Origin of the sequence: Sphaerotilus sp. FB-3 (assembly GCF_023706025.1) — a bacterium.
In the GTDB taxonomy this organism is placed as follows: Bacteria; Pseudomonadota; Gammaproteobacteria; order Burkholderiales; family Burkholderiaceae_C; genus Sphaerotilus; species Sphaerotilus sulfidivorans.
Window position 1 is genome coordinate 197,696 of the sequence record NZ_BQWE01000016.1, and the last position, 25,997, is coordinate 223,692.

Here is a 25,997-nt window from a genome sequence, read left to right on the forward strand (position 1 = left end):
CTCTTCATGATGCAGGACACTTGATGAATCCGACTTCTTCCCCCCCGTCGACCACGCTGGTGCGGGTGCGGATCTGGGATCTTCCGACCCGGCTGTTCCACTGGCTGCTGGCGCTGGCGGTGACCGGCGCGGTGGTCTCGGCCAAGATCGGCGGCAATGCGATGGTCTGGCATTCCCGGCTGGGGCTGGCGGTGCTGGCGCTGCTGGCCTTCCGGCTGGTCTGGGGGCTGGCGGGCGGGCACTGGTCGCGCTTTGCCAGCTTCGTGCACGGGCCGGGCGCGCTGATGCGCCATCTGCGCGGCCAGCCGCGGCCGGGCGAACATCTCGACGCCGGCCACAGCCCGACCGGTGCGCTGTCGGTGTTCGCGCTGCTGGCGCTGGTGGCGCTGCAGCTGGGCACCGGCCTCATCAGCGACGACGAGATCGCCTTCACCGGGCCGCTGTACGCCTGGGTCGACTCCGAGCTGGCCCTGAAGGCCACCTCCTGGCACCGCAGCTGGGGCCAGTGGCTGCTGCTGGGCATGATCGGCCTGCACCTGGCGGCGATCCTCTTCTACCGCCTGCGCGGCACCGACCTGGTGCGCCCGATGCTCGGTGGCGACAAGCTGCTGCCCGCCGAGGTGCCGGCCTCGCGTGACGATCTTCGCACTCGCGCGCTGGCGCTGGCGATCGTGGCGGCGGCGGTGGCGCTGGCCGCCTGGGTGGGTGCGCAGGGCGGCTAGACTGCGGCGCCATGGACCAACCCGAGACACGACTTGTCGTCGCGGACACGCCGGCCCTGGTCGAAGCCGCCCGCGAGATCTTCCGTGACTACGCCGCCAGCCTGTCGTTCGACCTGTGCTTCCAGGATTTCGATGCGGAGCTGGCCGGGCTGCCGGCGCCCTATGCCGCGCCCGACGGCACGCTGCTGCTGGCGCTGATCGATGGCGAGGTGGCGGGCTGCGGTGCCTTGCGGCGGCTGACCGATGTCGACTACCCGAACGCCTGCGAGATGAAGCGCCTGTATGTGCGCCGCGCGTTCCGGCGCTTCGGGCTGGGCCGTCAGCTGGCCGAGGCGCTGCTGGATGCGGCGCGCCTGGCAGGCTACTCCTCGGTGCTGCTCGATACGCTGGACGACATGGAGGCCGCGCGCGAGCTCTACGCCTCGCTGGGCTTCGTCGAGGTGCCGCCCTATTACTACAACCCGATTCCCGGCGCGCACTATCTGCGTGCCGAGCTGGACGGCAGCGGCGGCGGCAGCCGCTACTGATCCGTCTGCCGATCTGCCGATCTGCCGACCTGCAGCGCCGCAGTCGGGTTACATCGCGGTACGGCGCTAGGATCGCGGGTTTTCGAGCTTCCCCGGAGACCTGCCCGATGGACGACACCCGCACCCCGATCCGCGCCGTCAGCGACCCCTGCCTGCTCGGCGAATCGCCGATGTGGCATCCGCAGGAGCAGGTGCTCTACTGGTGCGACATTCCTGGCCGGCGCGTGCACCGGCTCGATCCGGCCAGCGGCGCGACCGCGGCCTGGGACTTTCCCGTCGAGCCGGCCAGCCTGGCGCCGCGGCTTGGCGGTGGCCTGATGCTGGCGATGCGCGACGGCCTGTGGCATTTCGATCCGGCCAGCGGCGAGCGCACCCGCTTGGCCGAGCCGCCCTACGATCCCGCCCGGGAGCGCTTCAACGATGGCAAGAGCGATGCGCTCGGCCGCTTCTGGGTCGGCACGATCTACGAGCCGCGCGATCCGGCGCTGGCGGCGCTCTACTGCTGGTCGCAGGGCGAGCTCCGCCGCATGGCCGACGGCATCACCGTCTCGAACGGGCTGGGCTGGAGTCCGGACGGCCGCACGATGTACTGGTCGGACACCAAGTCCCACACTGTTCACGCCTTCGACGTCGATGCCCACGATGGCAGCCTGTCGCGCCGGCGGGTGTTCGCGTCCTTCCCCGTCAAGCAGGCGGGCCAGCCGCTCGACGGCTATGGCGGCCGCCCCGATGGCGCCGCGGTCGATGCCGAGGGCTGCTACTGGGTGGCGATGTTCGAGGGCCAGCGGGTGCTGCGGCTGTCGCCGGCCGGCGAGGTGCTGCGCGAGATCCGTCTGCCGGTGCGCTGCCCGACCATGCCCTGCTTCGGCGGGGCTGATCTGAAGACCCTCTACATCACCACCGCGCGCGAGAACCGCCCGGCCGAGGAGCTGGCCGCTCAGCCGCTGGCCGGCTGCGTGCTGGCGCTCCGGGTCGAGGTGCCGGGCCTGCCGGCGCAGTTCGCTCTGGACTGAGCGGATTCGGCGGATTCAAGACGCTGAAGCACCGTGATGGTGCGTCCTGGTGAAAGCGCAATGTCATCGATCTTGCACATCATCACGACCCTGGACCGTCAAGTGTGATCAACCCGCGAATGAATGCACGAGCCTGGCGCAGTGTTGTATCGCGTGCACGCTTCAGGGGCGGTCGCTGCACGATGCGCTGAAACGATGCTGAAACGTCGAAGCTGTCGGGGTTTCCACGTATAATTCGGTGGTTTTGCCAAACCAGCCGATGAACAGCGTGAAGACAAGCACATCCGGGACGTTCCCGGCGCAGGTCGACCTCGATGAAGCATCAGCTGAGGATGGACAGGAAGAATTCAAGAGCCTGACGAAGGAAGAGGCGCAAGCCCTTCGAAGCCGTCTCCCGCAGCTCTCTCCGTGGCGGGTGGTGGCGGCGCAAGCCGCGGCAGGTCTGGTGATGACGGTGCTGTGCTGGCTGGTCATCACGGGGCGGGGAGCGGTCTGGTCCGCGCTTTACGGCGCGGCCACCGTGGTGGTGCCGACGGCGCTTCTTGCGCGCGGCATGACCCGGATGAACCGGCTGCCGGAGGTGAAGGCGAACGTTGCTGCGTTCAATTTCATGTTCTGGGAGTTCCTGAAGATCGGGGTCTCGGTGGCCATGCTGGCCGCAGCGGTCCTGGTCGTGCCTGATCTGAGCTGGCCGGCCCTGCTGGTCACGATGATCGTGTGCATGAAGATGAACTGGCTGGCTCTGCTGTGGCAGGGTCGGGTGACAACCAATCGGTCTTAAGACACAAAAGACAACCGTTCGAGAGAAGACGATGGCTGCCGATCAACACGCTCCGACCGCGGGGGAGTACATCTCCCACCACCTGGTCCACCTGACCAACCGTGCCCAGACCGGCATTGCCGACTTCTCGCTGACCGATCCGGTCCTGAAGCTGGACTCGCTGTTCTTCTCGATCCTGCTGGGCGTCGTTGGATGCTTCCTGCTGTGGAGCGTGGCGCGCCGCGTGACCTCGGGCGTGCCGGGCCGCATGCAGGCCGCAGTCGAGTTCCTGGTCGAGATGGTCGACACCCAGGCCAAGGGCATCATCCACAACGAGGAGTCGCGCAAGGTCGTCGCTCCTCTGGCGCTGACCGCCTTCGTCTGGATCTTCCTGATGAACGCGATGGATCTGCTGCCGCTGGACCTGCTGCCGCGTCTGTGGGCCTGGGTCTACGGTGTGATGGGCCACGATCCGCACCACGCCTACCTGCGCGTCGTGCCGACCGCCGACCTGTCGGTGACGCTGGGCATGTCGGTCACCGTGCTGCTGGCCTGCCTGTACTACAGCATCAAGATCAAGGGTCTGGGCGGCTGGGTCGGCGAACTGTTCTCGGCGCCGTTCCATGCACACGGCCCGGCCGCGATCCTGCTGGCCCCGATCAACTTCACGCTGCAGATCATCGAGTTCCTGGCCAAGACCATCTCGCACGGCATGCGACTGTTCGGCAACATGTTCGCCGGCGAGCTGGTGTTCATGCTGATCGCGCTGATGGGTGCGGTGGGCTTCGGCTCCTTCGGTGGCATCGCCCTGTGGTTCGGCCAGATCGTCGCTGGTGCGGCCTGGGCCATCTTCCACATCCTGATCATCACGCTGCAGGCCTTCATCTTCATGATGCTGACTCTGGTGTACGTCGGCCAGGCGCACGACAAGCACTGATCTGGTCCTGAAGCACCTGGATCGATGCCGATCGGCATCGATCTTCTGCGCGAAATCTGTCACAGTCACGCCGGCCTGAAAAGGCCGGTGAGACCGGAGTCGCGCCCGCATCCCGGTTTCCCTTTCCCTTCCGTCCGTCAACAACCTCTCTTAGGAGCAATCATGGAAAACGTCCTCGGTCTCGTCGCTCTGGCTTGCGGCATCATCATCGGTCTGGGCGCGATCGGCGCTTGTATCGGTATCGCCCTGATGGGTGGCAAGTACCTCGAAGCCTCGGCTCGCCAGCCGGAGCTGATGAACGAGCTGCAGACCAAGATGTTCCTGCTGGCCGGTCTGATCGACGCGGCCTTCCTGATCGGCGTCGGTATCGCGATGCTGTTCGCCTTCGCGAACCCGTTCGTCCTGAAGTAATCGGTCTTTCTCGTCGTTCCCTGTTCCCCTAAACGACTTACACGAGAAAGGTCGAAGCCGTGAATCTGAACGCAACACTGTTGGCGCAGATCGTGGTCTTCGCGATCCTCTGGTGGTTCACGATGAAGTTCGTGTGGCCGCCGATCACGAAGGCGCTCGATGACCGCGCCAAGAAGGTCGCGGACGGTCTGGCTGCGGCCGACAAGGCCAAGCTGGAACTCCAGAGCGCCAACAAGCGCGTCGAGGAACAGCTCGTCCAATCGCGCAACGAGACCGCCAAGCTGCTGGCCGACGCTGAGAAGCGCGCCCAGGCCATCGTCGACGAGGCCAAGCGCCGCGCCGAAGACGAAGGTGCAAAGATCGTCGCCGCTGCCAAGGCCGAAGCCCAGCAGCAGTCGATCCAGGCCCGCGAAGCCCTGCGCTCGCAGGTCGCCGCACTGGCCGTCAAGGGCGCCGAGCAGATCCTCAAGCGCGAAGTCAACGCCGGCGTGCACGCCGAGCTGCTGACCCGCCTGAAGACGGAGCTGTGACATGGCCGAGCTCACTACCATCGCACGTCCCTACGCCGAAGCCCTGTTCCAGGTCGCCTCGAAGGGTGACGTGGCGGCCTGGAGCCGCCAGGTCGCCGCGCTGAGCGCGGTTGCTTCCGACGAGCAGCTGCGCCAGTTCGCCGACAGCCCGAAGGTGACCGCCGACCAGGTCTTCGACCTGATCAGCAGCGTCGCCGGCATGCCGCTCGAGACGGGTGTGCAGAACTTCCTGCGCACCGTGATCGAGAACGGTCGCCTCGTGGCGCTTCCCGCCATCGCCGAGCAGTTCCAAGCCTTGGTCAACGCCGCCTCCGGCGTGTCCGATGCCGTGATCTACAGCCCCTACCCGATCGAAGGCGAGCAGCTCGCCGAGGTCGTGGCAAGCCTGGAGAAGCGCTTCGCGCGCAAGCTGTCGGCCCGTGTCGAGCTGGAGCCTGAGCTGATCGGTGGCATCCGCGTGGTGGTGGGCGACGAGGTGCTCGACACCTCCGTCAAGGCCCGACTCGAACGCATGAAGGTGGCGCTGAGCGCTTGAATCGAATCCATCCTCTGGCTGGTCCGCGTGCCGCGCATACCCTGGCGGCGCGCCGGATCGGCTGGATTGGGAGCAAGCTATGCAATTGAATCCCGCAGAAATTTCTGAACTGATCAAGAGCCGCATCGACGGCCTTGGCGCCGCCGCCGACATCCGCAATCAGGGCACCGTGGTTTCGGTGACGGACGGTATCGTCCGAGTCCACGGCCTGAGCGACGTGATGCAGGGCGAAATGCTCGAGTTCCCGGGCGGTGTCCTGGGTCTGGCGCTGAACCTGGAGCGTGACTCCGTCGGCGCCGTGATCCTGGGCGAGTACGAGACCATTTCCGAAGGCGACACGGTCAAGTGCACCGGCCGCATTCTGGAAGTGCCGGTCGGCCCCGAGCTGATGGGCCGTGTCGTCAACGCGCTGGGCCAGCCGATCGACGGCAAGGGTCCGATCAACGCGAAGATGACCGACGTCGTCGAGAAGGTCGCGCCGGGCGTGATCGCACGGAAGTCGGTGGACCAGCCGGTCCAGACCGGCCTGAAGTCGATCGACTCGATGGTGCCGATCGGCCGTGGCCAGCGCGAGCTGATCATCGGCGACCGCCAGACCGGCAAGACCGCGGTGGCGATCGACGCGATCATCAACCAGAAGGGTCAGAACATGACCTGCGTCTACGTCGCGATCGGCCAGAAGGCTTCGTCGATCAAGAACGTGGTGCGCGCGCTGGAACAGAACGGCGCTCTGGACTACACCATCGTCGTGGCTGCGTCGGCTTCCGAGTCGGCCGCCATGCAGTACCTGTCGGCCTACACCGGCTGCACGATGGGCGAGTACTTCCGCGATCGCGGTCAGGACGCGCTGATCGTCTATGACGACCTGTCCAAGCAGGCCGTTGCCTATCGCCAGGTCTCGCTGCTGCTGCGCCGCCCGCCGGGCCGCGAAGCCTTCCCTGGCGACGTGTTCTATCTCCATAGCCGTCTGCTCGAGCGTGCCGCTCGCGTGAACGCCGACTATGTCGAAGCCTTCACCAAGGGTGAAGTCAAGGGCAAGACGGGTTCGCTGACCGCTCTGCCGGTCATCGAGACGCAGGCCGGCGACGTGTCCGCTTTCGTTCCGACCAACGTGATCTCGATCACCGACGGTCAGATCTTCCTGGAAACCAGCCTGTTCAACGCCGGCATCCGTCCCGCGATCAACGCCGGTATCTCGGTGTCGCGCGTCGGTGGCGCTGCCCAGACCAAGCTGATCAAGGGCCTGTCCGGCGGTATCCGTACCGATCTGGCGCAGTACCGTGAACTGGCTGCGTTCGCGCAGTTCGCGTCCGACCTGGATGCCGCGACCAAGCGCCAGCTCGACCGCGGTGCCCGCGTGACCGAGCTGCTGAAGCAGTCGCAGTACGCCCCGCAGTCGATCAGCCTGATGGCGGCCACGCTGTATGCGGTCAACAAGGGCTTCCTGGATGACATCGAGGTCAAGAAGGTCCTGGCCTTCGAAGCCGGCATGCACCAGTTCCTGAAGACCAGCCACGGCGCGCTGCTGAAGACGCTCGAGGACAAGAAGGCGATGGACAAGGATGCGGAAGCGGCACTGAACGCCGCGATCACCGCGTTCAAGAAGTCCTTCGCCTAAACCGGAGCAGCGTCATGGCGGCAGGCAAGGAAATTCGCGGCAAGATCAAGAGCTTCGAGAACACGAAGAAGATCACCAAGGCCATGGAGATGGTCGCCGCGTCCAAGATGCGCAAGGCGCAGGATCGCATGCGTGCGGCTCGTCCGTATGCGGACAAGATCCGCATCATCACGGCCAACCTGTCGCAGGCGACGCCCGAGTACAAGCATCCGTTCGTGGTGAAGAACAGTGGCACGGGTCAGGTGGGCCTGATCGTCGTCTCGACCGACAAGGGTCTGTGCGGCGGTCTGAACACCAACGTGCTGCGCGTGGTCACCAACAAGATGCGCGAGCTCGAGGCGGCCGGCACCAAGGTGCAGGCCGTGGCGATCGGCAACAAGGGTCTCGGTTTCCTGAACCGGGTCGGTGCCAAGGTGGTCGCGCAGGCGACCCAGCTCGGCGACGTGCCCCACCTCGAGAAGCTGATCGGCCCGGTCAAGATCCTGCTGGACCAGTACGCCGAGGGCAAGCTCGACGCGGTCTATCTCTGCTACACCAACTTCATCAACACGATGAAGCAGGAGCCCCGCGTCGAGCAGCTCCTGCCGCTGTCGACGGATCGTCTGTCGCAGTCCGAGGCCGAGAAGCAGGCCCACGGCTGGGACTACCTGTACGAGCCGGACGCCAAGCTGGTCATCGATGACCTGATGGTGCGCTACGTCAAGGCCCTGGTCTACCAGGCCGTGGCAGAGAACATGGCGTCCGAGCAGTCGGCGCGCATGGTGGCCATGAAGGCCGCCACCGACAACGCGGGCACGCTGATCGCCGACCTGAAGCTGGTCTACAACAAGACCCGTCAGGCTGGCATCACCAAGGAACTGTCCGAAATCGTCGGCGGCGCCGCGGCCCTGGGCGGCTGATGCGGGTCCGGGCGACAGACGCAACGAATCAAGATTGAAGGAACGAAAAATGGCGACTACTCAAGCAGTGGGCAAGATCGTTCAGTGCATCGGCGCCGTGGTGGACGTGGAGTTCCCGCGCAACCAGATGCCGAAGATCTACGACGCGCTGAAACTCGAAGGCAGCGCGCTGACGCTGGAAGTGCAGCAGCAGCTGGGCGACGGCGTGGTGCGCACCATCGCGCTGGGCTCGTCGGACGGTCTGCGTCGCGGCATCGAGGTGAAGAACACCGGTGCTCCGATCACCGTGCCGGTCGGCCCGGCCACGCTGGGCCGCATCATGGACGTGCTGGGCAGCCCGATCGACGAGCGCGGCCCGGTCAGCAACGAGCTGTCGGCGTCGATCCACCGCAAGGCCCCGGCCTACGACGAGCTGAGCCCGTCGCAGGAGCTGCTGGAAACCGGCATCAAGGTGATCGACCTGATCTGCCCGTTCGCCAAGGGCGGCAAGGTGGGTCTGTTCGGTGGCGCCGGCGTCGGCAAGACCGTGAACATGATGGAACTCATCAACAACATCGCCAAGGCCCACAGCGGTCTGTCGGTGTTCGCTGGTGTGGGCGAGCGTACCCGCGAGGGCAACGACTTCTATCATGAAATGGCCGATTCCGGCGTCGTGAACCTGGAGAACCTGGGCGAGTCCAAGGTCGCCATGGTCTACGGCCAGATGAACGAGCCCCCGGGCAACCGTCTGCGCGTGGCGCTGACCGGTCTGACGATCGCGGAATCCTTCCGTGACGAAGGCCGTGACGTGCTGTTCTTCGTGGACAACATCTACCGCTACACCCTGGCCGGCACCGAAGTGTCCGCGCTGCTGGGCCGCATGCCGTCCGCGGTGGGCTACCAGCCGACGCTGGCCGAGGAAATGGGCCGTCTGCAGGAGCGGATCACGTCGACCAAGGTCGGCTCGATCACCTCGATCCAGGCCGTCTACGTTCCCGCGGATGACCTGACCGACCCGTCGCCGGCGACCACCTTCGGTCACCTGGACGCCACCGTCGTTCTGTCGCGTGACATCGCCGCGCTGGGCATCTACCCGGCCGTCGACCCGCTCGACTCGACCTCGCGCCAGATCGACCCGAACGTCATCGGCGAAGACCACTACACGACGACCCGTTCGGTGCAGGGCATCCTGCAGCGCTACAAGGAACTGCGCGACATCATCGCGATCCTGGGCATGGACGAACTGGCGCCGGAAGACAAGCTGGCCGTGGCTCGCGCCCGGAAGATCCAGCGCTTCCTGTCGCAGCCCTTCCACGTCGCGGAAGTGTTCACCGGCTCGCCGGGCAAGTACGTGCCGCTGAAGGAAACCATCCGTGGCTTCAAGATGATCGTCGCCGGCGAGTGCGATCACCTGCCGGAGCAGGCCTTCTACATGGTCGGCACGATCGACGAGGCCTTCGAGAAGGCGAAGAAGATGCAGTGAGCCGGCTGACGGCCGCTGCCCGTGTCCGTGCCCGCCCCGTGCGGGTGGCTGCGGGCGGCGCCGCCACCTCCGTCTCCTGACTCTCTTCAAACCAACGAAGGAACACCATGGCAACGATCCACGTGGACGTCGTCTCGGCTGAACAGTCGATCTTCTCGGGCGAGGCGAAGTTCGTCGCGCTGCCGGGCGAGAACGGCGAGCTGGGCATCCTGCCCCGTCACACGCCGCTGATCACCCGCATCAAGCCGGGCGCGGTGCGCATCGAGCGCGCCGACAACGGCCAGGAAGAATTCGTGTTCGTGGCCGGCGGCATTCTCGAGGTGCAGCCCGACCGCGTGACCGTGCTGGCCGACACCGCGATCCGCGGTCATGACCTCGACGAGGCCAAGGCCCTGGAAGCCAAGCGCGTGGCCGAGGAAGCGATGAAGAACGCCAAGAGCGACATCGATCTGGCCAAGGCCCAGAGCGAATTCGCGCTGATGGCCGCCCAGATCGCCGCGATCCAGAAGCTGCGTCGCAAGTGATGTGACTGCGTGACCGCGTGACTGCCTGCGGCTTGCCGCAGGTGCGCACCGACCACGACACACCCCAACGCCCGCGAAGGCCCAGGCCTCGCGGGCGTTGTCATTGGGGCTGTTGGCGGCGTCTCCCGGGCCGGTTCAGCCGAGTTCGACCGGGTCCGGCAGCTCGTTGTCGCGCGTGCCGGCCGAGCTGGGGTCGGCGGGAAAATGCTGGCGCAGCCAGCCGTCGAGCGTGGCCACCGCGGTCTGCAGCGCCTGCTCGTGACGGCCCTCGTGCAGCGGGCCGCGCATCGCCTCGACCAGCGTCTGCCAGTCGGCCGGTGCGATCCGGCGGTGCAGCGCCCGGTCGGCCACCACCTCGATCGCCCGGTCGGCCAGCAGCAGATAGACCAGCACGCCGTTGTTGCGCTCGGTGTCCCAGACGCGCAGCTTGGCGAACATCGTCAGCGCCCGGTCGCGCGGGCTGGCCCGCCCGCGCAGATAGCGCCAGGGCAGCGCCGCCTCGACGCACAGGCGGATCTGGCCGTCATGGCCCTGTTCGCTGGCGGTGATGGCCTGCTGCAGCCGCTGCAGCGCGGTCGCATCGAGCGCGCGTTTCACCGCGCGCCGGCCGGTGGCGAGATGGCGCAGCATGCGCAGGGGGGTGTGGGTCATGAGGTGTTCCTGTGCCTGCGCTCACCAGCCGCCCGAGGAGCCGCCTCCGCCGAAGCTGCCGCCGCCGCCCGACGAGAAGCCGCCGCCCGAGGAAGAATCGCCGCTGCCCCAGCTCCCGCCGCCGCTGCTGCCCCCACCGAAGCCGCCGCCGAAGCTGCCGCCGCCACGGGCATCCGTCACCCGGATGATCGCCGAGCTGATCGCCATCAGCACCGCCACCCCGAAGCCCAGCACGCCCAGCGCCACGATCGGAATCATCGCGCCGCCGCCCAGCGAGGCGCCGAGCAGCGCGCAGGCCCCGCCGCTGAGCAGCGGCCCGAGCAGCCGGCCGGCCAGGCTGACCAGCACCCGGGCGACGATCGGCACCACGAAGACGCCGGTGAGCACCCAGATCATGCCCTCGTCCTCGGTGCCGTGCGAGCCGCTCTCGCCCCGGGTGTCGGGCGGCGGCAGCTTCTCGCCGCGGATCAGGCCGTCGATCTGGCTGACCGCCGCCGCGATGCCGCCGGCATAGTCGCCCTGGCGGAAGGCCGGCGCCATGCGCTCGCGAATGATGCGCCCGGCCACCACGTCGGGCACCGCGCCCTCCAGCGTCCGGGCCACCTCGATGCGCATGCGCCGGTCCTGCACCGCCACGACGATCAGCAGACCGTCGCCGATCTCGCGCCGGCCGATCTTCCACTGGTCGGCCACCCGGTGCGCATAGGCGGTGATGTCCTCGGGCTGGGTCGTGGCCACCGTCAGCACCACCAGCTGCGCGCCGGTCTCGCGCTCGATGCGCGCGAGCTGCTCGACCAGCGCGGCCCGACTGCTGCCGAGCACGCCGGCCTGGTCGATCACCCGGTCCGACAGTGCCGGCACCGGCTGCAGCCCCTGGGCCGGTGCGCCCAGGGCCAGCAGCAGCAGGCATCCGGCCAGCCAGCGCAGGAAGCCGCGTGCGAGTCTCATGACCGGCTCAGCGCGACGCGGCCGGAGCCGGCTTGTCGAAGCTCACCGCCGGCGGCGCACTGATCTGCGCCTCGTTGGCCACCGTGAAGCTCGGCTTCACTTCGTAGCTGAAGATCATCGCGGTCAGGTTGCTGGGAAAGCTGCGCGCCAGGATGTTGTAGTCCTGCACTGCCTGGATGTAGCGGTTGCGCGCCACGGTGATGCGGTTCTCGGTGCCCTCGAGCTGCACGCGCAGATCCTGGAAGCCCTGGTTGGCCTTCAGGTTCGGGTAGTTCTCGGTGACGACCAGCAGGCGGCTCAGCGCGCCGGAGAGCTCGCCCTGCGCATCCTGGAAGCGCTTGAACGCGGCGGGGTCGTTGATCAGCTCCGGCGTGGCCTGGATCGAGGTGGCCTTCGCGCGCGCCTCGACCACCTTGGTCAGCGTCTCCTGCTCGAAGTTCGCCTCGCCCTTGACGGTGGCGACCAGATTGGGCACCAGGTCGGCACGGCGCTGGTACTGGTTGAGCACCTCGGCCCAGCTCGACTTGACCTGCTCGTCCAGGCGCTGGAAGTCGTTGTAGCCGCAGCCCGACAGCACGGCGGCCAGGAGCAGGGCGGCGCCCAGGCGCAGCGATGGCCATGAAAAGAGGCTCAGGAACATCAGGGATCCCTCCGAAGGTGTCGTGACTGTGAAACTGTGTCAGGCTGCGTACTTCGACACAGATCAAGACCTGCCAAGACTAGCGCAAGCGGCTGAGGGCCGGATGACGGCCGACGGCAGGCGCATGTCAGGCGCACTTCTACAATCCCGCCACCATGCATGCCCCCCTCCTGAACGACAACTTCCTGCGCGCGCTGCGCCGCCAGCCCACCGACCACACGCCCGTCTGGCTGATGCGCCAGGCCGGACGCTATCTGCCGGAGTACCGCGCCACCCGCGCGCAGGCCGGCAGCTTCATGGGCCTGGCGACGAATGTCGACTACGCCACCGAGGTCACGCTGCAGCCGCTGGAGCGCTACCCGCTCGATGCGGCGATTCTGTTCTCCGACATCCTGACCGTGCCTGACGCGATGGGCCTGGGCCTGAGCTTCGCGCTCGGCGAGGGGCCGAAGTTCGCCAAGGTGGTCCGTGACGAGGCCGCGGTCGCGGACCTGGCGGTTCCGGACATGGCGAAGCTGCAATATGTGTTCGATGCGGTGAGTTCGATCCGCAGGGCATTGAGTGGCCGCGTGCCGCTGATCGGCTTCTCCGGAAGCCCGTGGACGCTGGCCTGCTACATGGTCGAGGGTGGCGGCAGCGACGACTACCGTCTGGTCAAGTCGCTGATGTACCGCCGGCCGGACCTGATGCACCGCATCCTGGCGGTCAACGCCGATTCGGTCGCTGCCTACCTGAACGCCCAGATCGAGGCCGGCGCGCAGGCGGTGATGATCTTCGACAGCTGGGGCGGCGTGCTGGCCGACGGCGCCTTCCAGGAATTCAGCCTGGCCTACACCCGGCGCGTGCTGGCGCAGCTCAAGCGCGAGCACGACGGCGTGCAGATCCCGCGCATCGTCTTCACCAAGGGCGGCGGCCTGTGGCTGGACGAGATCGCCGCCAGCGACACCGACGCGGTGGGCCTGGACTGGACGGTCAACCTCGGCCGCGCCCGCGAGCAGGTCGGCCACAAGGTGGCGCTGCAGGGCAACCTGGATCCGAACGTGCTGTTCGGCACCCCGGAGGCGATCGAGCGCGAGGCGATCCGGGTGCTGGAGAGCTTCGGCCCGCATGCCGGCCATGTCTTCAACCTCGGCCATGGCATCAGCCAGCACACCCCGCCGGAGGCGGTCACCGTGCTGGTCGAGACGGTGCACCGCCACTCGCGCGCGATGCGCGCGGCCGCATCTGCCCGTTTTTGAGGCAATCTGTAGAAAGTCCTTGCGTGACAAGGACTTGAAGCAGCTCATCAGGACTTCTCTACAGAGTTATCCACAGCTTCAGTGGAAAGTGTCACGGATTATTCACAGCCCGGCCGGACGAGCGTGCGGCTGAAGGTGCTGGTGGATCTGCCGCGCCACAGCCCGCTCGATCCGCTGCTGGACTATCTGGCGCCCGAGCCCTGGCCGTCGGGCACGCTGGTGCGGGTGCCGCTGGGCCGGCGCGAGGTCTGCGGCATCGTCTGGGGCCCGGGCGACGAGGCGGCCCGTCCGGACGGCGAGGGCGCGGCGGTCGCGCTGCGCGAGATCGCCCAGGTGCTGGACGCGCTGCCGCCGCTGGGCGAGGCCTGGCGCCGGCTGGCGGCCTTCGCGGCCGGCTACTACCAGCGCAGCCTCGGCGAGGTGGCGCTGAGCGCGCTGCCGCCGGACCTGCGCGAGCTGGACGCCACGCAGCTCGCGCGCCGGCTGCGCCGTGGCGACAAGCTCGACCGGGAAGCCGCAAAGGCCGCATCGTCCCCGTCGGCCGATCCTGCCGCCGCCACTCCGCTGCCCGAGCCCTCCGACGAGCAGCGCGAGGTGCTGGCGCAGCTCGCGGCGATGCCGCCCGGGCCGGTGCTGCTGTTCGGCGCCACCGGCAGCGGCAAGACCGAGGTCTATCTGCGCGAGGCCGCGCGGGTGCTCGAGGCCGGCGGCCAGGTGCTGGTGCTGGTGCCGGAGATCAACCTGACGCCGCAGCTGGAGGCGCGCCTGGCCGCACGCTTTCCCGGCCGGCGCCTGGTGTCGCTGCACAGCGGCCTGACACCGGCGCAGCGGCTGCAGGGCTGGCTGGCAGCGCATCGGGGGCGCGCGGATCTGGTGCTGGGCACCCGGATGGCGATCTTTGCCTCGCTGCCGCGCCTGGGCCTGATCGTGATCGACGAGGAGCACGATCCGTCCTACAAGCAGCAGGAGGGCGCGCGCTACTCGGCCCGCGACCTGGCGGTCTGGCGCGGCCGATCCGAGGGGGTGCCGGTGCTGCTGGGCTCGGCCACGCCCTCGCTGGAGAGCTGGCACAACGCGCTGCCGACGGCCGAAGGCGGGGCGGGGCGCTACCGCCGCCTGGACATGCCTGCGCGCATCGGCGGCGGCGCGCTGCCGCGGGTGCGCACCGTCGACCTGGCGCGCATCGCCGCGCAGTTCGGCAAGCGCGCGGTCTACAGCCAGCCGCTGGCGCCGCCCCTGGTGGATGCCATGCGCGAGCGCCTGGAGCGCGGCGAGCAGAGCCTGGTGCTGCTGAACCGCCGCGGCTATGCGCCGGTGCTGCACTGCACCTCCTGCGGCTGGAAGAGCGACTGCGCACACTGCAGCGCCTGGCGGGTCTTCCACCGCAGCGACCGCACGCTGCGCTGTCACCACTGCGGCTTCTCCGAGCGCGTGCCCTTCGCCTGCCCGAGCTGCGGCGACCCGGACCTGCAGCCGATGGGCCGAGGCACCGAGCGGCTCGAGGAGCAGATCGCCGAGCTGCTGCCCGGCGCGCGCATCGGCCGCATCGACGCCGACACCACCCGCCACAAGGGCAGCCTGGAAAGCCAGCTCGCGCAGGTGCACGACGGCGAGATCGATGTGCTGGTCGGCACGCAGATGGTCGCCAAGGGCCACGACTTCCGCCGCATGACGCTGGTGGCGGCGGTGCAGGCCGACGCGGCGCTGTTCTCCAGCGACTTCCGCGCGCCCGAGCGGCTGTTCGCGCTGCTGATGCAGGCCGGCGGGCGCGCCGGGCGCGACGCCGAGCTGGCCGGGCGCAGCGAGATCTGGCTGCAGACCTGGCATGCGGCGCATCCGCTCTATGCGGCGCTGCGCCGGCATGACTATCCGGCCTTCGCCGCCGCGCAGCTGCTCGAGCGCGAATCGGCGGCGATGCCGCCCTACGCCTTCCAGGCCCTGCTGCGCGCCGAGGCCCGCAGCCAGCAGGCCGCCTGCGACTTTCTCGAGACGGTGTCGGCCGCGACGCTGGACTGGCCCGAGGCGGCCGAGGTGCTGATCTTCCCGCCGGTGCCCGCGCCCATCCAGCGGGTCGCCGATGTCGAGCGCGCGCAGATGCTGCTCGAGGCCTCGTCACGCCAGGCGCTGCACCGGCTGCTGGCGCGCTGGCAGCCGGTCTTGCAGCAGGCGGCTGCGCGCACCGGCGAGGCCCGGGTGCTGCGCTGGGCGCTCGATGTGGATCCTCTGGCGATCTGAGCACGGGCCACTGGCGAGCCGAGTCCTCGCCGAGTCGTGAGGATTTGCCACAGTTGTCAACCGTCTTCAGTCTGGCTTAAGCTTTCGGCAACGCATTGGTTACAGACACTTACTTGCGGGGGGTGGACGTGCATCCGATCCCGCAGATCTGGAGTACAACCCTCGTCTGCCAGCCCAGGCGCATGGGCAAGCCCCATGCCTGCGGGGGCGGAAGCTGTACAGAGGGGGGAGTCGTGGGATCGATCGACAAGAGCAGCGCCAGTCATCATCAGTCGCCTCAGGGGGGCGCATCATCGGTACAGCGCACGCGTGCAGCGGGTCTGGCCCAGGTTGTGGAGGACAGATCGAGCATGCGCGCAGAACATCTCGAGGTGCGCTGGCGCCGGCCTGAAGAGCTGGACGCGCGTGAGCTGCAGGCCTGGACCGGGCTGGAGTCGCGTGCGGCCGAGCCGAACGTCTATCTGTCGCCGCACTTCGTGCTGCCGGCGCTGCGGCATCTCGATGCCAGCCTGCGGCCGGTGATTGCCTGGATCGAGGCCGGCACCGGGGCGGCGCGCGAGCTGGTCGGCGTCGGCGTGTTCCGGCGCAGTCCGGGCAGCCGCAGCTTTCCGTGGCCGCATCTGAGTGCCTACCTGTCCTGCCACAGCTTCCTGGGCGGGCTGCTGCTCGAGGCCGAGCGGCTGGACGCGGCGGTTGCCGCGCTGATGCGCGCCATCGGCGGCCTGTCGCCTTGGCAGGGTCTGGTGCTGCCGAAGACCGACTGCGACGGCCCGCTGGCGCGCGCGCTGGCTCGCCAGACCGACCGGCGCGGCCTGTCGATGCTGAGTCTGGGCCCGCAGGAGCGCGCGATGCTCGACATGAGCCGCTGCGGCGAGGACATGCTGCGCGAGCTGCTCGGCAAGAAGCTCAACGAGATCAACCGCTGCCGGCGCCGGCTGGCCGAGATGGGCGAGCTGAGCTGGCACTGCCTCGGCCAGGGCGAGCCGCTGCCGGCGTCGGCGGTGGAGAACTTCCTGCATCTGGAGCATCAGGGCTGGAAGGGCGAGTCGGGCACCTCGGTGCGTGCGGTGCCGGCCGAGGAGGCCTTCTTCCGCGAGATGGTGGCGCGCTTCGACGCCGAGGGCCGCGCGCTGTTCACCGAGCTGCGGCTCGACGGCCGCGCGATCGCCTCGACCTGCAACTTCATCTCCGGCACGATGGGCTTTGCCTTCAAGGTGGGCTGGGATCCGGAGCTGCGCAAGTTCGGCCCCGGCATGCTCAACGAGATCGAGTTCATCCGCCAGGGCCGCGAGCGCTGCCCGCAGCTGACGATGTTCGAGAGCGGTGCCTCGTCCGACTCCTTCATCAGCAAGCTCTGGCCGGGCCGGCGCGAGCTGGGCGCGCTGCTGGTGCCGGGCAACCGGGTCGCCGGTGCGGCGATGCTGGCGGCCGAGCGGCTGCGCCAGTCGCGCCGCCGTGCGGCCGAGACGACCGATGCCGGTGCAGCCGAGGGCCTGTCCGAAAGTCGTGGAGCCTCTGAGCCTGTCTCGGTACCTGGCCGTACATCTGCAGGTAGCGTGACCCAGGTCACGTCGACCTCGACCTGAAGCCAGTCCGGTCCGCCGCTTTTGCAAAGGACAATCCGGAGCATCTGAACGGAGCTCCGGATGTCCCGCCCCTTTCCTTCCGCCTCTTTCCTGCCGTCTGCCGGCCCGCGTCCGTGCGTCGTGCTGTCCTGCATCGGGGCCAGCGAGGGCGACATGAATCTGGTGCGCTCGCTCGGTCTGGCCGGGGTGCCGGCCATCCTGGTGGCGGAGTACGCCGAGCCGCCGGCACGCCTGTCGCGTCACTGCAGCGACTTTGTCCAGGTGCCGCTGTTCTCCGAGCAGCCCGAGGCGCTGCTGCAGGCGCTGCGCAGACTGGCGGCGCGCCATGGCGGGCCGCTGCCGGTGCTGGCCTCGGCCGATCCGGATCTCGAGGTGCTGGCCCGGCTGCTGGCCCAGGGCGCGTCGGACTGCATCGTCTCGACCCTGCCCGATCCGGACCTGGTGCGCCGGCTGATGGACAAGACCGAGTTCGACCGCCTGGCTGCCGCGCACCGGCTGCCGGTGCCGCGCACCTTTGCGCCGACCTCGCTGGCCGAGGTCCGTGATGCGGCCGAGCGGCTGCGCTTTCCGGCCATCGTCAAGCCGGCCACGCCGCAGGCCTGGTGCCAGTCGCCGGGGCTGCCCGAGGCGGTGCGTCGGGCCAAGGCGCTGCGGGTCGACCATGTCGACGAGCTGATGGCGCTGTGTGCGCAGCTGCTGCCGCTGGGGGCGACCTCGCTGGTGCAGGAGTTCATCGAGGGCCCGGACGAGGAGCATTTCGATGTGCATGCCTTCATCGGCCGCGATGGCCGGGCGCAGGCGGTGTTCAGCGGCCGCAAGTGGCGCATCTGGCCGCCGCATGCCGGCAGCGGCTGCCTGGTCGAGAGCCTGAACGAGCCGCGGCTGGAGGCGCTGGCGCTCGACATCCTGGCGCGCATCGGCTATCGCGGCATCGCCAACATGAACTTCAAGCGCGACTGCCGCACCGGCGAGTTCCTGCTGCTGGAGATCAATCCGCGTGTCAGCCAGTGGGGCATCCTGACCACCCGCTGCGGCGTCAACCTGCCGTGGCTGGCCTGGCGCGATGCGCAGGGCCTGCCGGCGCCCGATCCGGCGCCGCCGGTCCGCGCCGGGCGCTGGTATGTCAACGGGCTGAAGGATCTGCGGGCGGTGCGCCAGTACCGTGCCGAGGGCCTGACCCGCTGGAGCGACTACCTGCGCTCGCTGCTGCGCTGGCCGCTGGTCTGCCAGACGCTGAGCCTGGACGATCCGCGCCCGGCCCTGGTGCTGACGTCGCGCTGGATCGCGAGGAAAATGAAGGCTTCACGCCAGTCGCCGCGGCGGCGGCCGGCCGAAGACCCTCAGACGCCTCGGCACCCATGACCACTTCGACGACCGGCTCGCCTTTGTCCGCCCCCGCGGCCTCTCCTGCGTCCCTGCATCTGGCCGTGATCGGGGCCGGCCCGGTCGGGCTGGCGCTGGCGCTGCATGCGGCGCGGCGCCTGCCGCAGGCGCGCATCTGCGTGCACGACCGCCTGCCCGCCTCGCATGACGTGACCGCCGACCCGCGCACGCTGGCGCTGTCGCAGGGCAGCGTGGTCGAGCTGCGCCGGCTCGGCGTCTGGGACGCCATGGCCGAGCAGGCCGAGCCGATTCGCTGCGTGCATGTCTCGCAGCAGCAGCCCGGGCTGATGGAGCTGCTCGGGCGCGGCGCGGCGCCGGCGCTGCGCATCCGCGCCGAGGACGAGCGCGTCGAGCAGCTCGGCGCGGTCATTCCCTACGGCCGGCTGGTCGCGCCGATGCGCGCGGCCTGGCTGGCGGCCTGCGCGCGCGAGCCGCAGCGCCTGTCCGCGCCGTGGGGCCGGCCGGTGCTGGACGTGCGCACCGTGCCGGCCGGCGTCGAGGTCGATCTGGCCACCGAGCTGCCCGGCGAGGGCGCGGATCCCTGCGGCGAGCGCGGCCGGCTGGTCGAGACGCACCATCTGGCGGTCATCGCCGAGGGCGGCGTCTACACCGAGCAGGCGCGCCGCGCCGTCACCCGCGACTACCGCCAGAGCGCCTGGGTCGGCACCGTCGAGGTCGAGGGCGGCGAGCCCGGCTGTGCCTACGAGCGCTTCACGCCGCAGGGGCCGGTGGCGCTGCTGCCGCTGCCCGGCCTGATCGAGCGCCCGGGGCAGGCGACGCGGCGGCGCTTCTCGCTGGTCTGGTGCGTCGACAGCGGCGACGATCCGGTCGCCGGGCTGAACGATGCGCAGCGGCTGGCGGTGCTGACGCATCTGCTGCCGGGCGAGGTCGGGCGGCTGGCGGGCATCGGGCCGCTGAAGTGCTTCCCGCTCGGGCTCAATGCCGAGCGCACGCTGGTGCGCGGCCGCACGGTGCGCATCGGCAACGCGGCGCAGACGCTGCATCCGGTCGCCGGCCAGGGCCTGAACCTGGGCCTGCGCGACGCGCACGAGCTGGTGCGCCGTCTGGCCGCCAGCGACGATGTCGACCAGGCGCTGCGCCGGGTCGAGTGGCAGCGTGCGCCCGACCGCTGGGCGATGATCGCCGCCACCGATTTCCTCGCCCGCAGCTTCACCTGGAACCTGCCGGGGCTGGGCACGCTGCGCGGCTCGGCGCTGGCGGCGCTGGAGCAGGCCGGGCCGCTGAAGTCGCTGCTGGCGCGGCGCATGATGTTCGGGCAGCGCTGAGCCGGGGCGGGCCGGCACGCGCCGTGCGTGCAAATGCACCGCCGCGCGCCGGTGCATCGCCGCCGACCCCGTTTCAGGGGGGCGACGCCGGACCGCACGACGGCGACGATCACGCTGTATTTCTTTCATTTCAAGCGCCAGCTCGTGCGACCGGCCATGATCTCGTCCAGCCCGACTTCCTCGTCCTCGCCTGCTCCTCTGCCTGCCGTCGTGCTGGCCTGCAGGGGCGCGCCCGGTGCCGACCTGAACCTGGTGCGCGCGCTGGGGCGTGACGGCGTGCCGGTGATCGTGGTCGGCGAGTACCCGTTTCCGCCCTCCGGCTACTCGCGCCACTGCATCGAGTTCATCTGCGCGCGCGACTTCACGCAGCATCCGCAGCGGCTGCTGAAGGTGCTGCGCGAGCTGCGCATGCGCCACGGCCAGGCGCTGCCGGTGTTCGCCTCGGCCGATCCGGACCTGCGGGTGATGGCCGAGCTGCATGCCGAGCTGGTCGGCACCGCGCTGTGGCTGTCGTCCTCGCCCGACATGATCGCGCGGCTGCAGGACCAGCGCCGCTTCGCCGAGCTGGCGCGCCAGCATGATCTGCCGGTGCCGGCGCTGCATGCGCCGCGCACGCTCGAGGAGGTCGAGGTGCTGGGCCGCACGCTGGCCTATCCGGTGGTGGTCAAGCCGGCGCGGGCCGGCTGCTGGCACCGGCCGGGCATCGATCCGGCGCTGTCGCGCTGCCGCGCGGTGCAGGTCGAGGATGCGCAGGCGCTGATGCGGCTGTGCTGCCAGCTCGCGCCGCACGGGCTGGAGCTGGTGATCCAGGACCGGGTGCCCGGCGATGTCGACCAGCAGTGGACGGTGCATGCCTGCATCGCGCGTGGCGGCACGCCGGTGGCGCTGGCGACCACCCGCACGCTGCGCAACTGGCCGGCCGATTTCGGCCCCGCCTGCCATCTGGAAACGGTGGCGATGCCCGCGCTGGAGGCCGAGGCCCGCGCGATGCTGCAGCGTCTGAAGCTGCGCGGCATGGTGTCGATGAACTTCCGCCGCGACCCGCGCACCGGCCGGATGTGGCTGCTGGAGATCAACCCGCGCGCCAGCGGCGCGAGCCTGCTGCTGGCGCGTGCCGGGCTGAACCTGCCGGCACGGGTGCACCGCGAGGTCTGCGGCCGCCCGCCGCTGCCCGAAACCCCCTGGCGCACGGGGCTGCGCTACCGCCACGGCCGCGCCGACCTGCGCGCCTTTCTCGTGCGCCGCCGCCAGGGCCGCGAGCCGCTGCTGCGCGGACTGCTGTCGATGCTGCACCCGCGCACCGTCTTCCGCGCCTTCGATCCCGCCGACATGGGCCCGCCGGTGCAGATGACGCTCGACTGGCTGCTGGGCAAGCTGCGCGGCAGCGGACGCTGGGTGTGGAGCCGGCTGGGGCCGGGCGCGGCCTGACGGGGCAGGGGCCGCGCCCCCTAGAAACTCGACCCCGGCTGCTGCAGGAACGCCAGTTCCTCCGCGCTGGAGGTGCGGCCGAGAATGGCGTTGCGGTGCGGATAGCGGCCGAAGCGGTCGATGATGGCCTTGTGCTGCAGTTCGGCCTGGTGATTGGCCTGCGGCGCCTGCGTGCGGAACAGCCGCTCGGCGTCCTGGTGGATGCGGGCCGATTCGCTGTGCATGTAGGGCATGTACAGGAAGGCGCGGCGCTCGACGGGCAGCGCCCGGTCCGCGCCGGCGCGCACCGCCTCCTGCGCCAGGGCCAGCGCCATCGGGTCGCAGGCGAAGGCCAGCGGCGTGCCGCGGTGGATGTTCCGGGAGAACTGGTCGAGCACGATGATCTCGGCCAGCCGCCCGTCCGGCTGATCGCGCCACGCGGCCAGCTCGCCCGCGTGGGCGGCCTGATGCAGCGCGCCGAACTGCGTGCGGATGCGCTCGTCCAGCGCAGCGTCGACGCGCCACCACTGTGCGGGCTGCAGTTCCTCGAACCAGAAGGTCAGGACGGTGCTGTGCATGGCGGGTCGCTCCGGGGGATTCACTGCAGTTCGATTCGGTTCGGTTGTCATGCCTGCACCGGCGAGCAGATCTCGACCAGCGTGCCCGCCGGGCAGCGCACATGCGAGACGGTCTGGCCCCAGGGCTTGGCGTCAGGCGCCTGCAATTCCACCGCGCCGGCAGCCAGGGCCCGGGCGTGCACTGCGGCCACGTCGGGCGTGACCAGCGCGATTTCCATGCCGAGTGGCACGGGGGATTCACTGGCGGCCACGAAGCCGGCCGGCAGGTTCATGCGCCCCAGCGCGAGCGAGGCAAAGGCCAGCGTCGTCTCGCCGGTGTCCAGTTCGCCGTAGTCGCCGGATTCGTGCAGGAAGCGGCGCGACAGGCCGAAGGCCGTCTCGAAGAAGGCCAGCGAGGCCGCCACATCGGGAACGTAGACGATGGTGTAGCCGAGTTTCATGGGGGGGCTCCTGGCAGCAGGGAATCAGGCCGGGTTCCGGTAGACATGCAGTCCGTCGTAGTCGGCCTTGCCGATGGCGCATCCGACACTGCGGGCAATGGCATAGGCCATGCTCAGGTGGAAGAAGAAGTTGGGCAGGGCGAACTCGCTCAGGAAGGTCTGCGCCGGCAGCTCGAGGGTCGTGTCGCCCGCTTTCTCGCGGATGTGCCGTGCCTGGGCATGCTGGAACTGGGCTGGGGACAGGGCTTCAACAAGCCGGCGGGTGTGCCTGATGTTCTCGCGCAGCGCCGTGGTGTCTGGCTCCACCGGCATGTAGGGCGGAACCGCGAGGCCTGCCAGAGGATATGCCGTCCTCAGCGCAAAGTAGGCGGCGGTCTGCACCTGACCGTGCATGGAAAGCATGTCCGGCGCCAGTCGGGTCAGGAGTGCGGGCACATGCCGCGCCGGCGGCAGCGCCTCCACGGCGGCAACGATGCGTTCGAGGCTTTCGAGATAGCGAAGCAACACGGGAACGCATGCGTCGAATGTCGGTGAAGACGCGCTGCTCATGGGCCGACCCGCCCTGCCAGCTGCAGCAGGACCAGCCCCGCCGTGGCCGGGACGGCCTGAATGAACAGGATCTTCCTGCTGGATGTCGCCGCCCCGTACAGGCCGGCCACCAGGATGCAGCCCAGGAAGAAGACCTTGACGGAAAACCCCGCTTCGCCCTGGTAGAGGCCCCAGAACAGGCCCGCGGCGAGGAAGCCGTTGTAGAGCCCCTGATTGGCCGCCAGGACTTTGGTCTGTGCCGCGAAGTCAGGCTTCAGGCCGAAAGTCTTCATGCCCTTCGGCTTGTCCCACAGGAACATCTCCAGGACGAGGATGTAGACGTGAAGGATGGCGATGAGCAGAACGACAATGTCTGCGGCGGTTGCCAGCATGTGTGCCCCTTTCTTCAATGACCGGTCGTGGTTGTGCTGAGGCTAGACCGCATTGCGCCGGGTGCTTGCCAGAAGCCCGGCCGCGACCAGGAAGACCACGCCGGTGATCCTGTTGAAAAGTGTGGCCCGGCGCGGCTTCTGCAGCCATTGGCGGGCTCGCGCCGCGGTGAGCGCGTAGATGGAAAGCCAGAACAGCTCGAAGAAGATGAAGGTGACTCCGAGAATCAGGAATTGGCCGAGCTGAGGCGCCGAGGGATCGATGAACTGAGGGAAGAGCGCGCCAAAGAACAGGAGCGCCTTGGGGTTGCTGGCCCCGACCAGCGCGCCACGCGCATAGAGCGTGCGAGCGCTGACCTGTGGAAGCGACGCGTCGGGAACGGCCAGGCTCGATGCCTTCGAGCGCAGGGACGCGACTCCGAGGTAGGCGAGATAGCCGGCGCCAAGCCACTTCAACGCGGAGAAGAGCGCCTCCGATGCGGCCAGGACCGTGCCAAGGCCGAGCATGGAAAGAAGCATGAGGCAGGCGATGGCCGTGGTGCTGCCAAGGGACGCGACCAGTGCGCGGCGTGGTCCGTGCTGAACTGAGGTCGAGATGCACATGAGCACGCTGGGCCCCGGCGTCATCGTCAGGACGAGAACCGCGGCGACGTAGAGAAGCCAGGTGGAGAGCGTCATCGGCTTTGTGTCGGATGGGTGGAGAGGGGGAAGGGGGGCGATGCGGCCTGACCCGTGAGAGGGCCGTGAAAGGGCCATGTCCTTCCCTCGCACTGAGCCCGGTGCGGAGGATTCTGCGCCATGGGCGCCGCGCTTGCCCAGCGCGCACCCTGAGATGGCAAAAGTTCAGCCCGCGCCGTTCCGCGCCGGCCCCAGGCCCATCCACGCCCCGCGCCGCGACAGCCGCAGCCGCTCAGGCAAAAGTCGCAACACCGGCCCGATCGTCACCAGCGCCACCCCGGCCAGCAGCGGCCAGGCGACCATTTGCCACGCGGCCACCACCAGCGGGTCGGGTTGACCGGTCAGCCAGGCCCACAGGGTGGTGAAGGGCGGATTCAAACCCGAAGTGCAACACCCTGAATATCAATGAAGGGGAATGTGCAGGGCTCTGTTGCAGAAAAAAATTTCCTTGCTGAGAAAGTCCATATAAAGAAAGAACCTTGCTCAGCATAAGGCGCACGATTGTTGCGCCAGAGTGGGGCTCTGGAAAGAATGCCGCTTTATGCAACAAAGCCAGTTGTACTAGTCAGTAATTGATGTGACATTAATCTGCTGACCGCTTGCAGAAAATACTTCGTCACCGGACTTGTTAATTAAGAGAATTTTTAACAGCCTAACCGGAATTGCATATCGAGTATCGGCTAGATCAATTGGCTGATCAAATGTTGGTTTTTTTGTATCGGAGTGCTTGAGCAAAAAAGGGTTGCCCTTACTAATTGGGTAACGCGGATCAAAAGCAACCTCCAAGACTATTTTTCCTTTTTCAAGCAGTTCTCTCGCTTCACCCTTACTGATTTGTGTAACGAATGATTGACGCAAGTCTTTGCTATAGTCCTTTGTGGCTTGACTGAGTACTGCAAGTCCGTATCTTGTTATAGCCATTTCGATAACTTCAATTGAAGTCCCAAGCCTGTTGCTTGCTTTGTATGTTCTTAATTTGTGATCGGTAGAGTGGACTTGTATAAACGAATGATGTATCCATTTCAAATTGCTTTTTCCCTCCGCATCCAACCAGATAAGGTCTCGATTTATCGCTGGCATAGAAACAATAAGCTCTTGGCGATCAGGTTCAAAGTAGACGAGTTTGTCTTTCTTGTTTTGAGGATTATTGATATCAAGTGATATGCGATACCCTTTTCCTTGTTTGAACTGCTCGAAATATTTATTCTTCCTGGTGGAGTATTCCTGATTCGATTCGAAGCTGCCCTTGGCTAGGTCTTCATTTCGCATTGCTTCAATGTCACTGACGAGTTGCTCTTTGTTGCCAAAAACAATTGCCGGCATTACGGGTTGGGCTTGTGCTACTGGGGTTGATTCGCGATGCTGGGCATTTGTCGAAACAACCGGTATAGATTTTGCGCTTTCTGCCGTGTTGTTGTTTGCAATATCAAGGGGTATTAAACGAACTTTTGCCAATGCTTCGCATTTGGCAACATTCCTTCCCCGAAGAATTTTTTCAATTTGTCGCTCCGTGTTTATTTTTATAAATGCGTTGTTGTAGGCATTGCAAAGTTCTTTATTTGTTTTTCTTGACAAAAGATGATGCCTGTCGCTGTCTCCCATTTCTTCGATATTTGAGGCTTGTATCACGCCGCAAGAGGCAAGAAATATGCTCAAAATGGGAAGCAAGGCAAATTGAAAGAAAGACTTCCAGATGCCAATTTTATTCAAACCAGTATGCACGATTGCCTCCGTTGTTAGTCATGCTATTCATTGTCTTAACATTCTTGTTTGTCGTCGGCACATTTTTTGTGTCTGAGTTCGAAAGTATGGAATTAATGGACGCTTCGGCATATTCCGAGCCATCTTCCTTGACTATATTCATTTTCTTAATCCAAATTTTGAGATCTTGTACGGTGAATGGTTGCTTCAGGTCGCCGGATTCGACCGCGTCACGAATTTGCTTAATAAGAGGCATGCTCTCTCCCACGTAAAAATCGATCCCAAACCCTGCAGCAGGGTTTGCCGTTGACGCCATCTTTGTAATGGCAGTCAGCGCAGTGATTTCAGGATTGTTCGTCTGCGGATCCATG

29 protein-coding genes are annotated in these 25,997 nt (G+C 67.3%); 18 read left to right on the plus strand and 11 right to left on the minus strand.

All coding sequences use genetic code 11. From position 1 onward, the window contains the following. Window positions 1-23: 23 nt before the first annotated feature. From NFT33_RS09135 to NFT33_RS09190, 12 genes are all read left to right on the plus strand, one after another. Window positions 24-722 carry a cytochrome b/b6 domain-containing protein gene (locus NFT33_RS09135; RefSeq protein WP_251674764.1) on the plus strand — a complete coding sequence of 233 codons (699 nt, stop codon included), beginning with the start codon at window positions 24-26 and terminating at the stop codon, window positions 720-722. 11 nt (window positions 723-733) lie between these two features. After that, the gene (locus NFT33_RS09140; protein WP_220787031.1) at window positions 734-1,249 is read left to right on the plus strand and encodes a GNAT family N-acetyltransferase; all 516 of its coding nucleotides are present in this window, start codon (window positions 734-736) and stop codon (window positions 1,247-1,249) included. A gap of 107 nt (window positions 1,250-1,356) precedes the next feature. Then, a complete protein-coding gene (locus tag NFT33_RS09145) occupies window positions 1,357-2,262 on the plus strand; it encodes an SMP-30/gluconolactonase/LRE family protein (protein WP_220787032.1) in 906 nt (301 codons plus the stop codon). Window positions 2,263-2,521: 259 nt separating this feature from the next. Continuing rightward, on the plus strand, window positions 2,522-3,043 hold the full coding sequence (locus NFT33_RS09150; RefSeq protein WP_149502462.1) for an ATP synthase subunit I: 522 nt from the start codon (window positions 2,522-2,524) through the stop codon (window positions 3,041-3,043). Window positions 3,044-3,074: 31 nt separating this feature from the next. Next, the gene (gene atpB, locus NFT33_RS09155; RefSeq protein WP_251674766.1) at window positions 3,075-3,959 is read left to right on the plus strand and encodes a F0F1 ATP synthase subunit A; all 885 of its coding nucleotides are present in this window, start codon (window positions 3,075-3,077) and stop codon (window positions 3,957-3,959) included. 162 nt (window positions 3,960-4,121) lie between these two features. Further along, on the plus strand, window positions 4,122-4,370 hold the full coding sequence (atpE, locus tag NFT33_RS09160; protein WP_012348532.1) for a F0F1 ATP synthase subunit C: 249 nt from the start codon (window positions 4,122-4,124) through the stop codon (window positions 4,368-4,370). 59 nt (window positions 4,371-4,429) lie between these two features. Next, window positions 4,430-4,900, plus strand: a complete 471-nt coding sequence (locus NFT33_RS09165; protein WP_037483075.1) for a F0F1 ATP synthase subunit B — start codon at window positions 4,430-4,432, stop codon at window positions 4,898-4,900. A gap of 1 nt (window position 4,901) precedes the next feature. Beyond that, complete coding sequence (locus NFT33_RS09170; protein ID WP_037483080.1) at window positions 4,902-5,435, plus strand: F0F1 ATP synthase subunit delta; 534 nt, start codon at window positions 4,902-4,904, stop codon at window positions 5,433-5,435. 79 nt (window positions 5,436-5,514) lie between these two features. Further along, a complete protein-coding gene (gene atpA, locus NFT33_RS09175; RefSeq protein WP_220787035.1) occupies window positions 5,515-7,053 on the plus strand; it encodes a F0F1 ATP synthase subunit alpha in 1,539 nt (512 codons plus the stop codon). A 14-nt stretch (window positions 7,054-7,067) separates the two neighbouring features. Further along, window positions 7,068-7,952, plus strand: a complete 885-nt coding sequence (atpG, locus tag NFT33_RS09180; protein ID WP_251674768.1) for a F0F1 ATP synthase subunit gamma — start codon at window positions 7,068-7,070, stop codon at window positions 7,950-7,952. 49 nt (window positions 7,953-8,001) lie between these two features. Then, the gene (gene atpD / locus NFT33_RS09185) at window positions 8,002-9,414 is read left to right on the plus strand and encodes a F0F1 ATP synthase subunit beta (protein ID WP_251674769.1); all 1,413 of its coding nucleotides are present in this window, start codon (window positions 8,002-8,004) and stop codon (window positions 9,412-9,414) included. Between the two features lie 107 nt (window positions 9,415-9,521). Next, window positions 9,522-9,938 (plus strand): F0F1 ATP synthase subunit epsilon, encoded by a 417-nt coding sequence (locus NFT33_RS09190; RefSeq protein WP_251674771.1) that lies wholly within the window; start codon window positions 9,522-9,524, stop codon window positions 9,936-9,938. Window positions 9,939-10,073: 135 nt separating this feature from the next. On the opposite strand, the gene NFT33_RS09195 is transcribed toward NFT33_RS09190, so the two are convergent. Genes NFT33_RS09195 through NFT33_RS09205 form a run of 3 tightly spaced genes read right to left on the minus strand, consistent with a single transcriptional unit; the run spans window position 10,074 to window position 12,177 of the window. Then, window positions 10,074-10,589 (minus strand): TPM domain-containing protein, encoded by a 516-nt coding sequence (locus tag NFT33_RS09195; RefSeq protein WP_251674773.1) that lies wholly within the window; start codon window positions 10,587-10,589, stop codon window positions 10,074-10,076. A 21-nt stretch (window positions 10,590-10,610) separates the two neighbouring features. Next, on the minus strand, window positions 10,611-11,537 hold the full coding sequence (locus NFT33_RS09200) for a TPM domain-containing protein (protein WP_251674775.1): 927 nt from the start codon (window positions 11,535-11,537) through the stop codon (window positions 10,611-10,613). A gap of 7 nt (window positions 11,538-11,544) precedes the next feature. Then, window positions 11,545-12,177, minus strand: a complete 633-nt coding sequence (locus tag NFT33_RS09205) for a LemA family protein (protein ID WP_251674777.1) — start codon at window positions 12,175-12,177, stop codon at window positions 11,545-11,547. Between the two features lie 155 nt (window positions 12,178-12,332). Here NFT33_RS09205 and hemE point away from each other — a divergent pair, with 155 nt between their 5' ends. The 6 genes from hemE (at window position 12,333) to NFT33_RS09235 (ending at window position 21,333) form a co-directional block, all read left to right on the plus strand. Next, a complete protein-coding gene (gene hemE, locus NFT33_RS09210) occupies window positions 12,333-13,415 on the plus strand; it encodes a uroporphyrinogen decarboxylase (RefSeq protein ID WP_251674779.1) in 1,083 nt (360 codons plus the stop codon). Between the two features lie 135 nt (window positions 13,416-13,550). Beyond that, window positions 13,551-15,650 (plus strand): primosomal protein N', encoded by a 2,100-nt coding sequence (locus NFT33_RS09215; RefSeq protein ID WP_251674780.1) that lies wholly within the window; start codon window positions 13,551-13,553, stop codon window positions 15,648-15,650. 350 nt (window positions 15,651-16,000) lie between these two features. Beyond that, window positions 16,001-17,236: a GNAT family N-acetyltransferase gene (locus NFT33_RS09220; RefSeq protein WP_251674781.1), complete on the plus strand. Its 1,236-nt coding sequence runs from the start codon at window positions 16,001-16,003 to the stop codon at window positions 17,234-17,236. 60 nt (window positions 17,237-17,296) lie between these two features. Then, window positions 17,297-18,598, plus strand: a complete 1,302-nt coding sequence (locus tag NFT33_RS09225) for a carboxylate--amine ligase (RefSeq protein ID WP_251674782.1) — start codon at window positions 17,297-17,299, stop codon at window positions 18,596-18,598. Beyond that, window positions 18,595-19,905, plus strand: coding sequence for an FAD-dependent monooxygenase (locus tag NFT33_RS09230; protein WP_251674783.1), 1,311 nt, complete (start codon window positions 18,595-18,597; stop codon window positions 19,903-19,905). The genes NFT33_RS09225 and NFT33_RS09230 overlap by 4 nt, the downstream gene beginning before the upstream one ends. 210 nt (window positions 19,906-20,115) lie before the next feature. Next, complete coding sequence (locus NFT33_RS09235; RefSeq protein WP_251674784.1) at window positions 20,116-21,333, plus strand: carboxylate--amine ligase; 1,218 nt, start codon at window positions 20,116-20,118, stop codon at window positions 21,331-21,333. Window positions 21,334-21,353: 20 nt separating this feature from the next. Here the strand turns inward: NFT33_RS09235 and NFT33_RS09240 are convergent, their stop codons facing one another. From NFT33_RS09240 to NFT33_RS09275, 8 genes are all read right to left on the minus strand, one after another. Further along, window positions 21,354-21,986 (minus strand): DUF924 family protein, encoded by a 633-nt coding sequence (locus NFT33_RS09240; protein WP_376744146.1) that lies wholly within the window; start codon window positions 21,984-21,986, stop codon window positions 21,354-21,356. After that, the gene (locus tag NFT33_RS09245; RefSeq protein WP_251674788.1) at window positions 21,938-22,330 is read right to left on the minus strand and encodes a VOC family protein; all 393 of its coding nucleotides are present in this window, start codon (window positions 22,328-22,330) and stop codon (window positions 21,938-21,940) included. The genes NFT33_RS09240 and NFT33_RS09245 overlap by 49 nt, the downstream gene beginning before the upstream one ends. A 24-nt stretch (window positions 22,331-22,354) precedes the next feature. Next, window positions 22,355-22,879, minus strand: a complete 525-nt coding sequence (locus tag NFT33_RS09250; RefSeq protein WP_251674790.1) for a DUF1993 family protein — start codon at window positions 22,877-22,879, stop codon at window positions 22,355-22,357. Then, window positions 22,876-23,250: a DUF1304 domain-containing protein gene (locus tag NFT33_RS09255; RefSeq protein WP_251674792.1), complete on the minus strand. Its 375-nt coding sequence runs from the start codon at window positions 23,248-23,250 to the stop codon at window positions 22,876-22,878. The genes NFT33_RS09250 and NFT33_RS09255 overlap by 4 nt, the downstream gene beginning before the upstream one ends. Window positions 23,251-23,292: 42 nt before the next feature. Then, window positions 23,293-23,925 (minus strand): LysE family translocator, encoded by a 633-nt coding sequence (locus tag NFT33_RS09260; RefSeq protein WP_251674794.1) that lies wholly within the window; start codon window positions 23,923-23,925, stop codon window positions 23,293-23,295. 165 nt (window positions 23,926-24,090) lie between these two features. Next, window positions 24,091-24,303 (minus strand): hypothetical protein, encoded by a 213-nt coding sequence (locus NFT33_RS09265; RefSeq protein WP_251674797.1) that lies wholly within the window; start codon window positions 24,301-24,303, stop codon window positions 24,091-24,093. Window positions 24,304-24,486: 183 nt separating this feature from the next. Further along, complete coding sequence (locus NFT33_RS09270) at window positions 24,487-25,647, minus strand: hypothetical protein (protein ID WP_251674799.1); 1,161 nt, start codon at window positions 25,645-25,647, stop codon at window positions 24,487-24,489. Then, entirely contained in the window at window positions 25,628-25,996 is a 369-nt protein-coding gene (locus tag NFT33_RS09275) for a hypothetical protein (protein WP_251674801.1), read from the minus strand. The genes NFT33_RS09270 and NFT33_RS09275 overlap by 20 nt, the downstream gene beginning before the upstream one ends. Window position 25,997 lies beyond the last annotated feature (1 nt).

Excerpts from the sequence above, each read along its gene's own strand:
- NFT33_RS09245 (WP_251674788.1), bottom strand. The coding sequence starts at position 22,330 with ATGAAACTCGGCTACACCATCGTCTACGTTCCCGATGTGGCGGCCTCG.
- NFT33_RS09140 (WP_220787031.1), top strand. The coding sequence starts at position 734 with ATGGACCAACCCGAGACACGACTTGTCGTCGCGGACACGCCGGCCCTG.
- NFT33_RS09135 (WP_251674764.1), top strand. The coding sequence starts at position 24 with ATGAATCCGACTTCTTCCCCCCCGTCGACCACGCTGGTGCGGGTGCGG.
- NFT33_RS09145 (WP_220787032.1), top strand. The coding sequence starts at position 1,357 with ATGGACGACACCCGCACCCCGATCCGCGCCGTCAGCGACCCCTGCCTG.
- atpE (WP_012348532.1), top strand. The coding sequence starts at position 4,122 with ATGGAAAACGTCCTCGGTCTCGTCGCTCTGGCTTGCGGCATCATCATC.
- NFT33_RS09205 (WP_251674777.1), bottom strand. The coding sequence starts at position 12,177 with ATGTTCCTGAGCCTCTTTTCATGGCCATCGCTGCGCCTGGGCGCCGCC.
- NFT33_RS09220 (WP_251674781.1), top strand. The coding sequence starts at position 16,001 with ATGCGCGCAGAACATCTCGAGGTGCGCTGGCGCCGGCCTGAAGAGCTG.
- NFT33_RS09200 (WP_251674775.1), bottom strand. The coding sequence starts at position 11,537 with ATGAGACTCGCACGCGGCTTCCTGCGCTGGCTGGCCGGATGCCTGCTG.
- NFT33_RS09190 (WP_251674771.1), top strand. The coding sequence starts at position 9,522 with ATGGCAACGATCCACGTGGACGTCGTCTCGGCTGAACAGTCGATCTTC.
- NFT33_RS09260 (WP_251674794.1), bottom strand. The coding sequence starts at position 23,925 with ATGACGCTCTCCACCTGGCTTCTCTACGTCGCCGCGGTTCTCGTCCTG.
- NFT33_RS09170 (WP_037483080.1), top strand. The coding sequence starts at position 4,902 with ATGGCCGAGCTCACTACCATCGCACGTCCCTACGCCGAAGCCCTGTTC.
- atpG (WP_251674768.1), top strand. The coding sequence starts at position 7,068 with ATGGCGGCAGGCAAGGAAATTCGCGGCAAGATCAAGAGCTTCGAGAAC.
- NFT33_RS09275 (WP_251674801.1), bottom strand. The coding sequence starts at position 25,996 with ATGGATCCGCAGACGAACAATCCTGAAATCACTGCGCTGACTGCCATT.
- NFT33_RS09150 (WP_149502462.1), top strand. The coding sequence starts at position 2,522 with ATGAACAGCGTGAAGACAAGCACATCCGGGACGTTCCCGGCGCAGGTC.
- NFT33_RS09255 (WP_251674792.1), bottom strand. The coding sequence starts at position 23,250 with ATGCTGGCAACCGCCGCAGACATTGTCGTTCTGCTCATCGCCATCCTT.
- NFT33_RS09230 (WP_251674783.1), top strand. The coding sequence starts at position 18,595 with ATGACCACTTCGACGACCGGCTCGCCTTTGTCCGCCCCCGCGGCCTCT.
- atpB (WP_251674766.1), top strand. The coding sequence starts at position 3,075 with ATGGCTGCCGATCAACACGCTCCGACCGCGGGGGAGTACATCTCCCAC.
- hemE (WP_251674779.1), top strand. The coding sequence starts at position 12,333 with ATGCATGCCCCCCTCCTGAACGACAACTTCCTGCGCGCGCTGCGCCGC.
- NFT33_RS09225 (WP_251674782.1), top strand. The coding sequence starts at position 17,297 with ATGTCCCGCCCCTTTCCTTCCGCCTCTTTCCTGCCGTCTGCCGGCCCG.
- atpD (WP_251674769.1), top strand. The coding sequence starts at position 8,002 with ATGGCGACTACTCAAGCAGTGGGCAAGATCGTTCAGTGCATCGGCGCC.
- NFT33_RS09195 (WP_251674773.1), bottom strand. The coding sequence starts at position 10,589 with ATGACCCACACCCCCCTGCGCATGCTGCGCCATCTCGCCACCGGCCGG.
- NFT33_RS09250 (WP_251674790.1), bottom strand. The coding sequence starts at position 22,879 with ATGAGCAGCGCGTCTTCACCGACATTCGACGCATGCGTTCCCGTGTTG.
- atpA (WP_220787035.1), top strand. The coding sequence starts at position 5,515 with ATGCAATTGAATCCCGCAGAAATTTCTGAACTGATCAAGAGCCGCATC.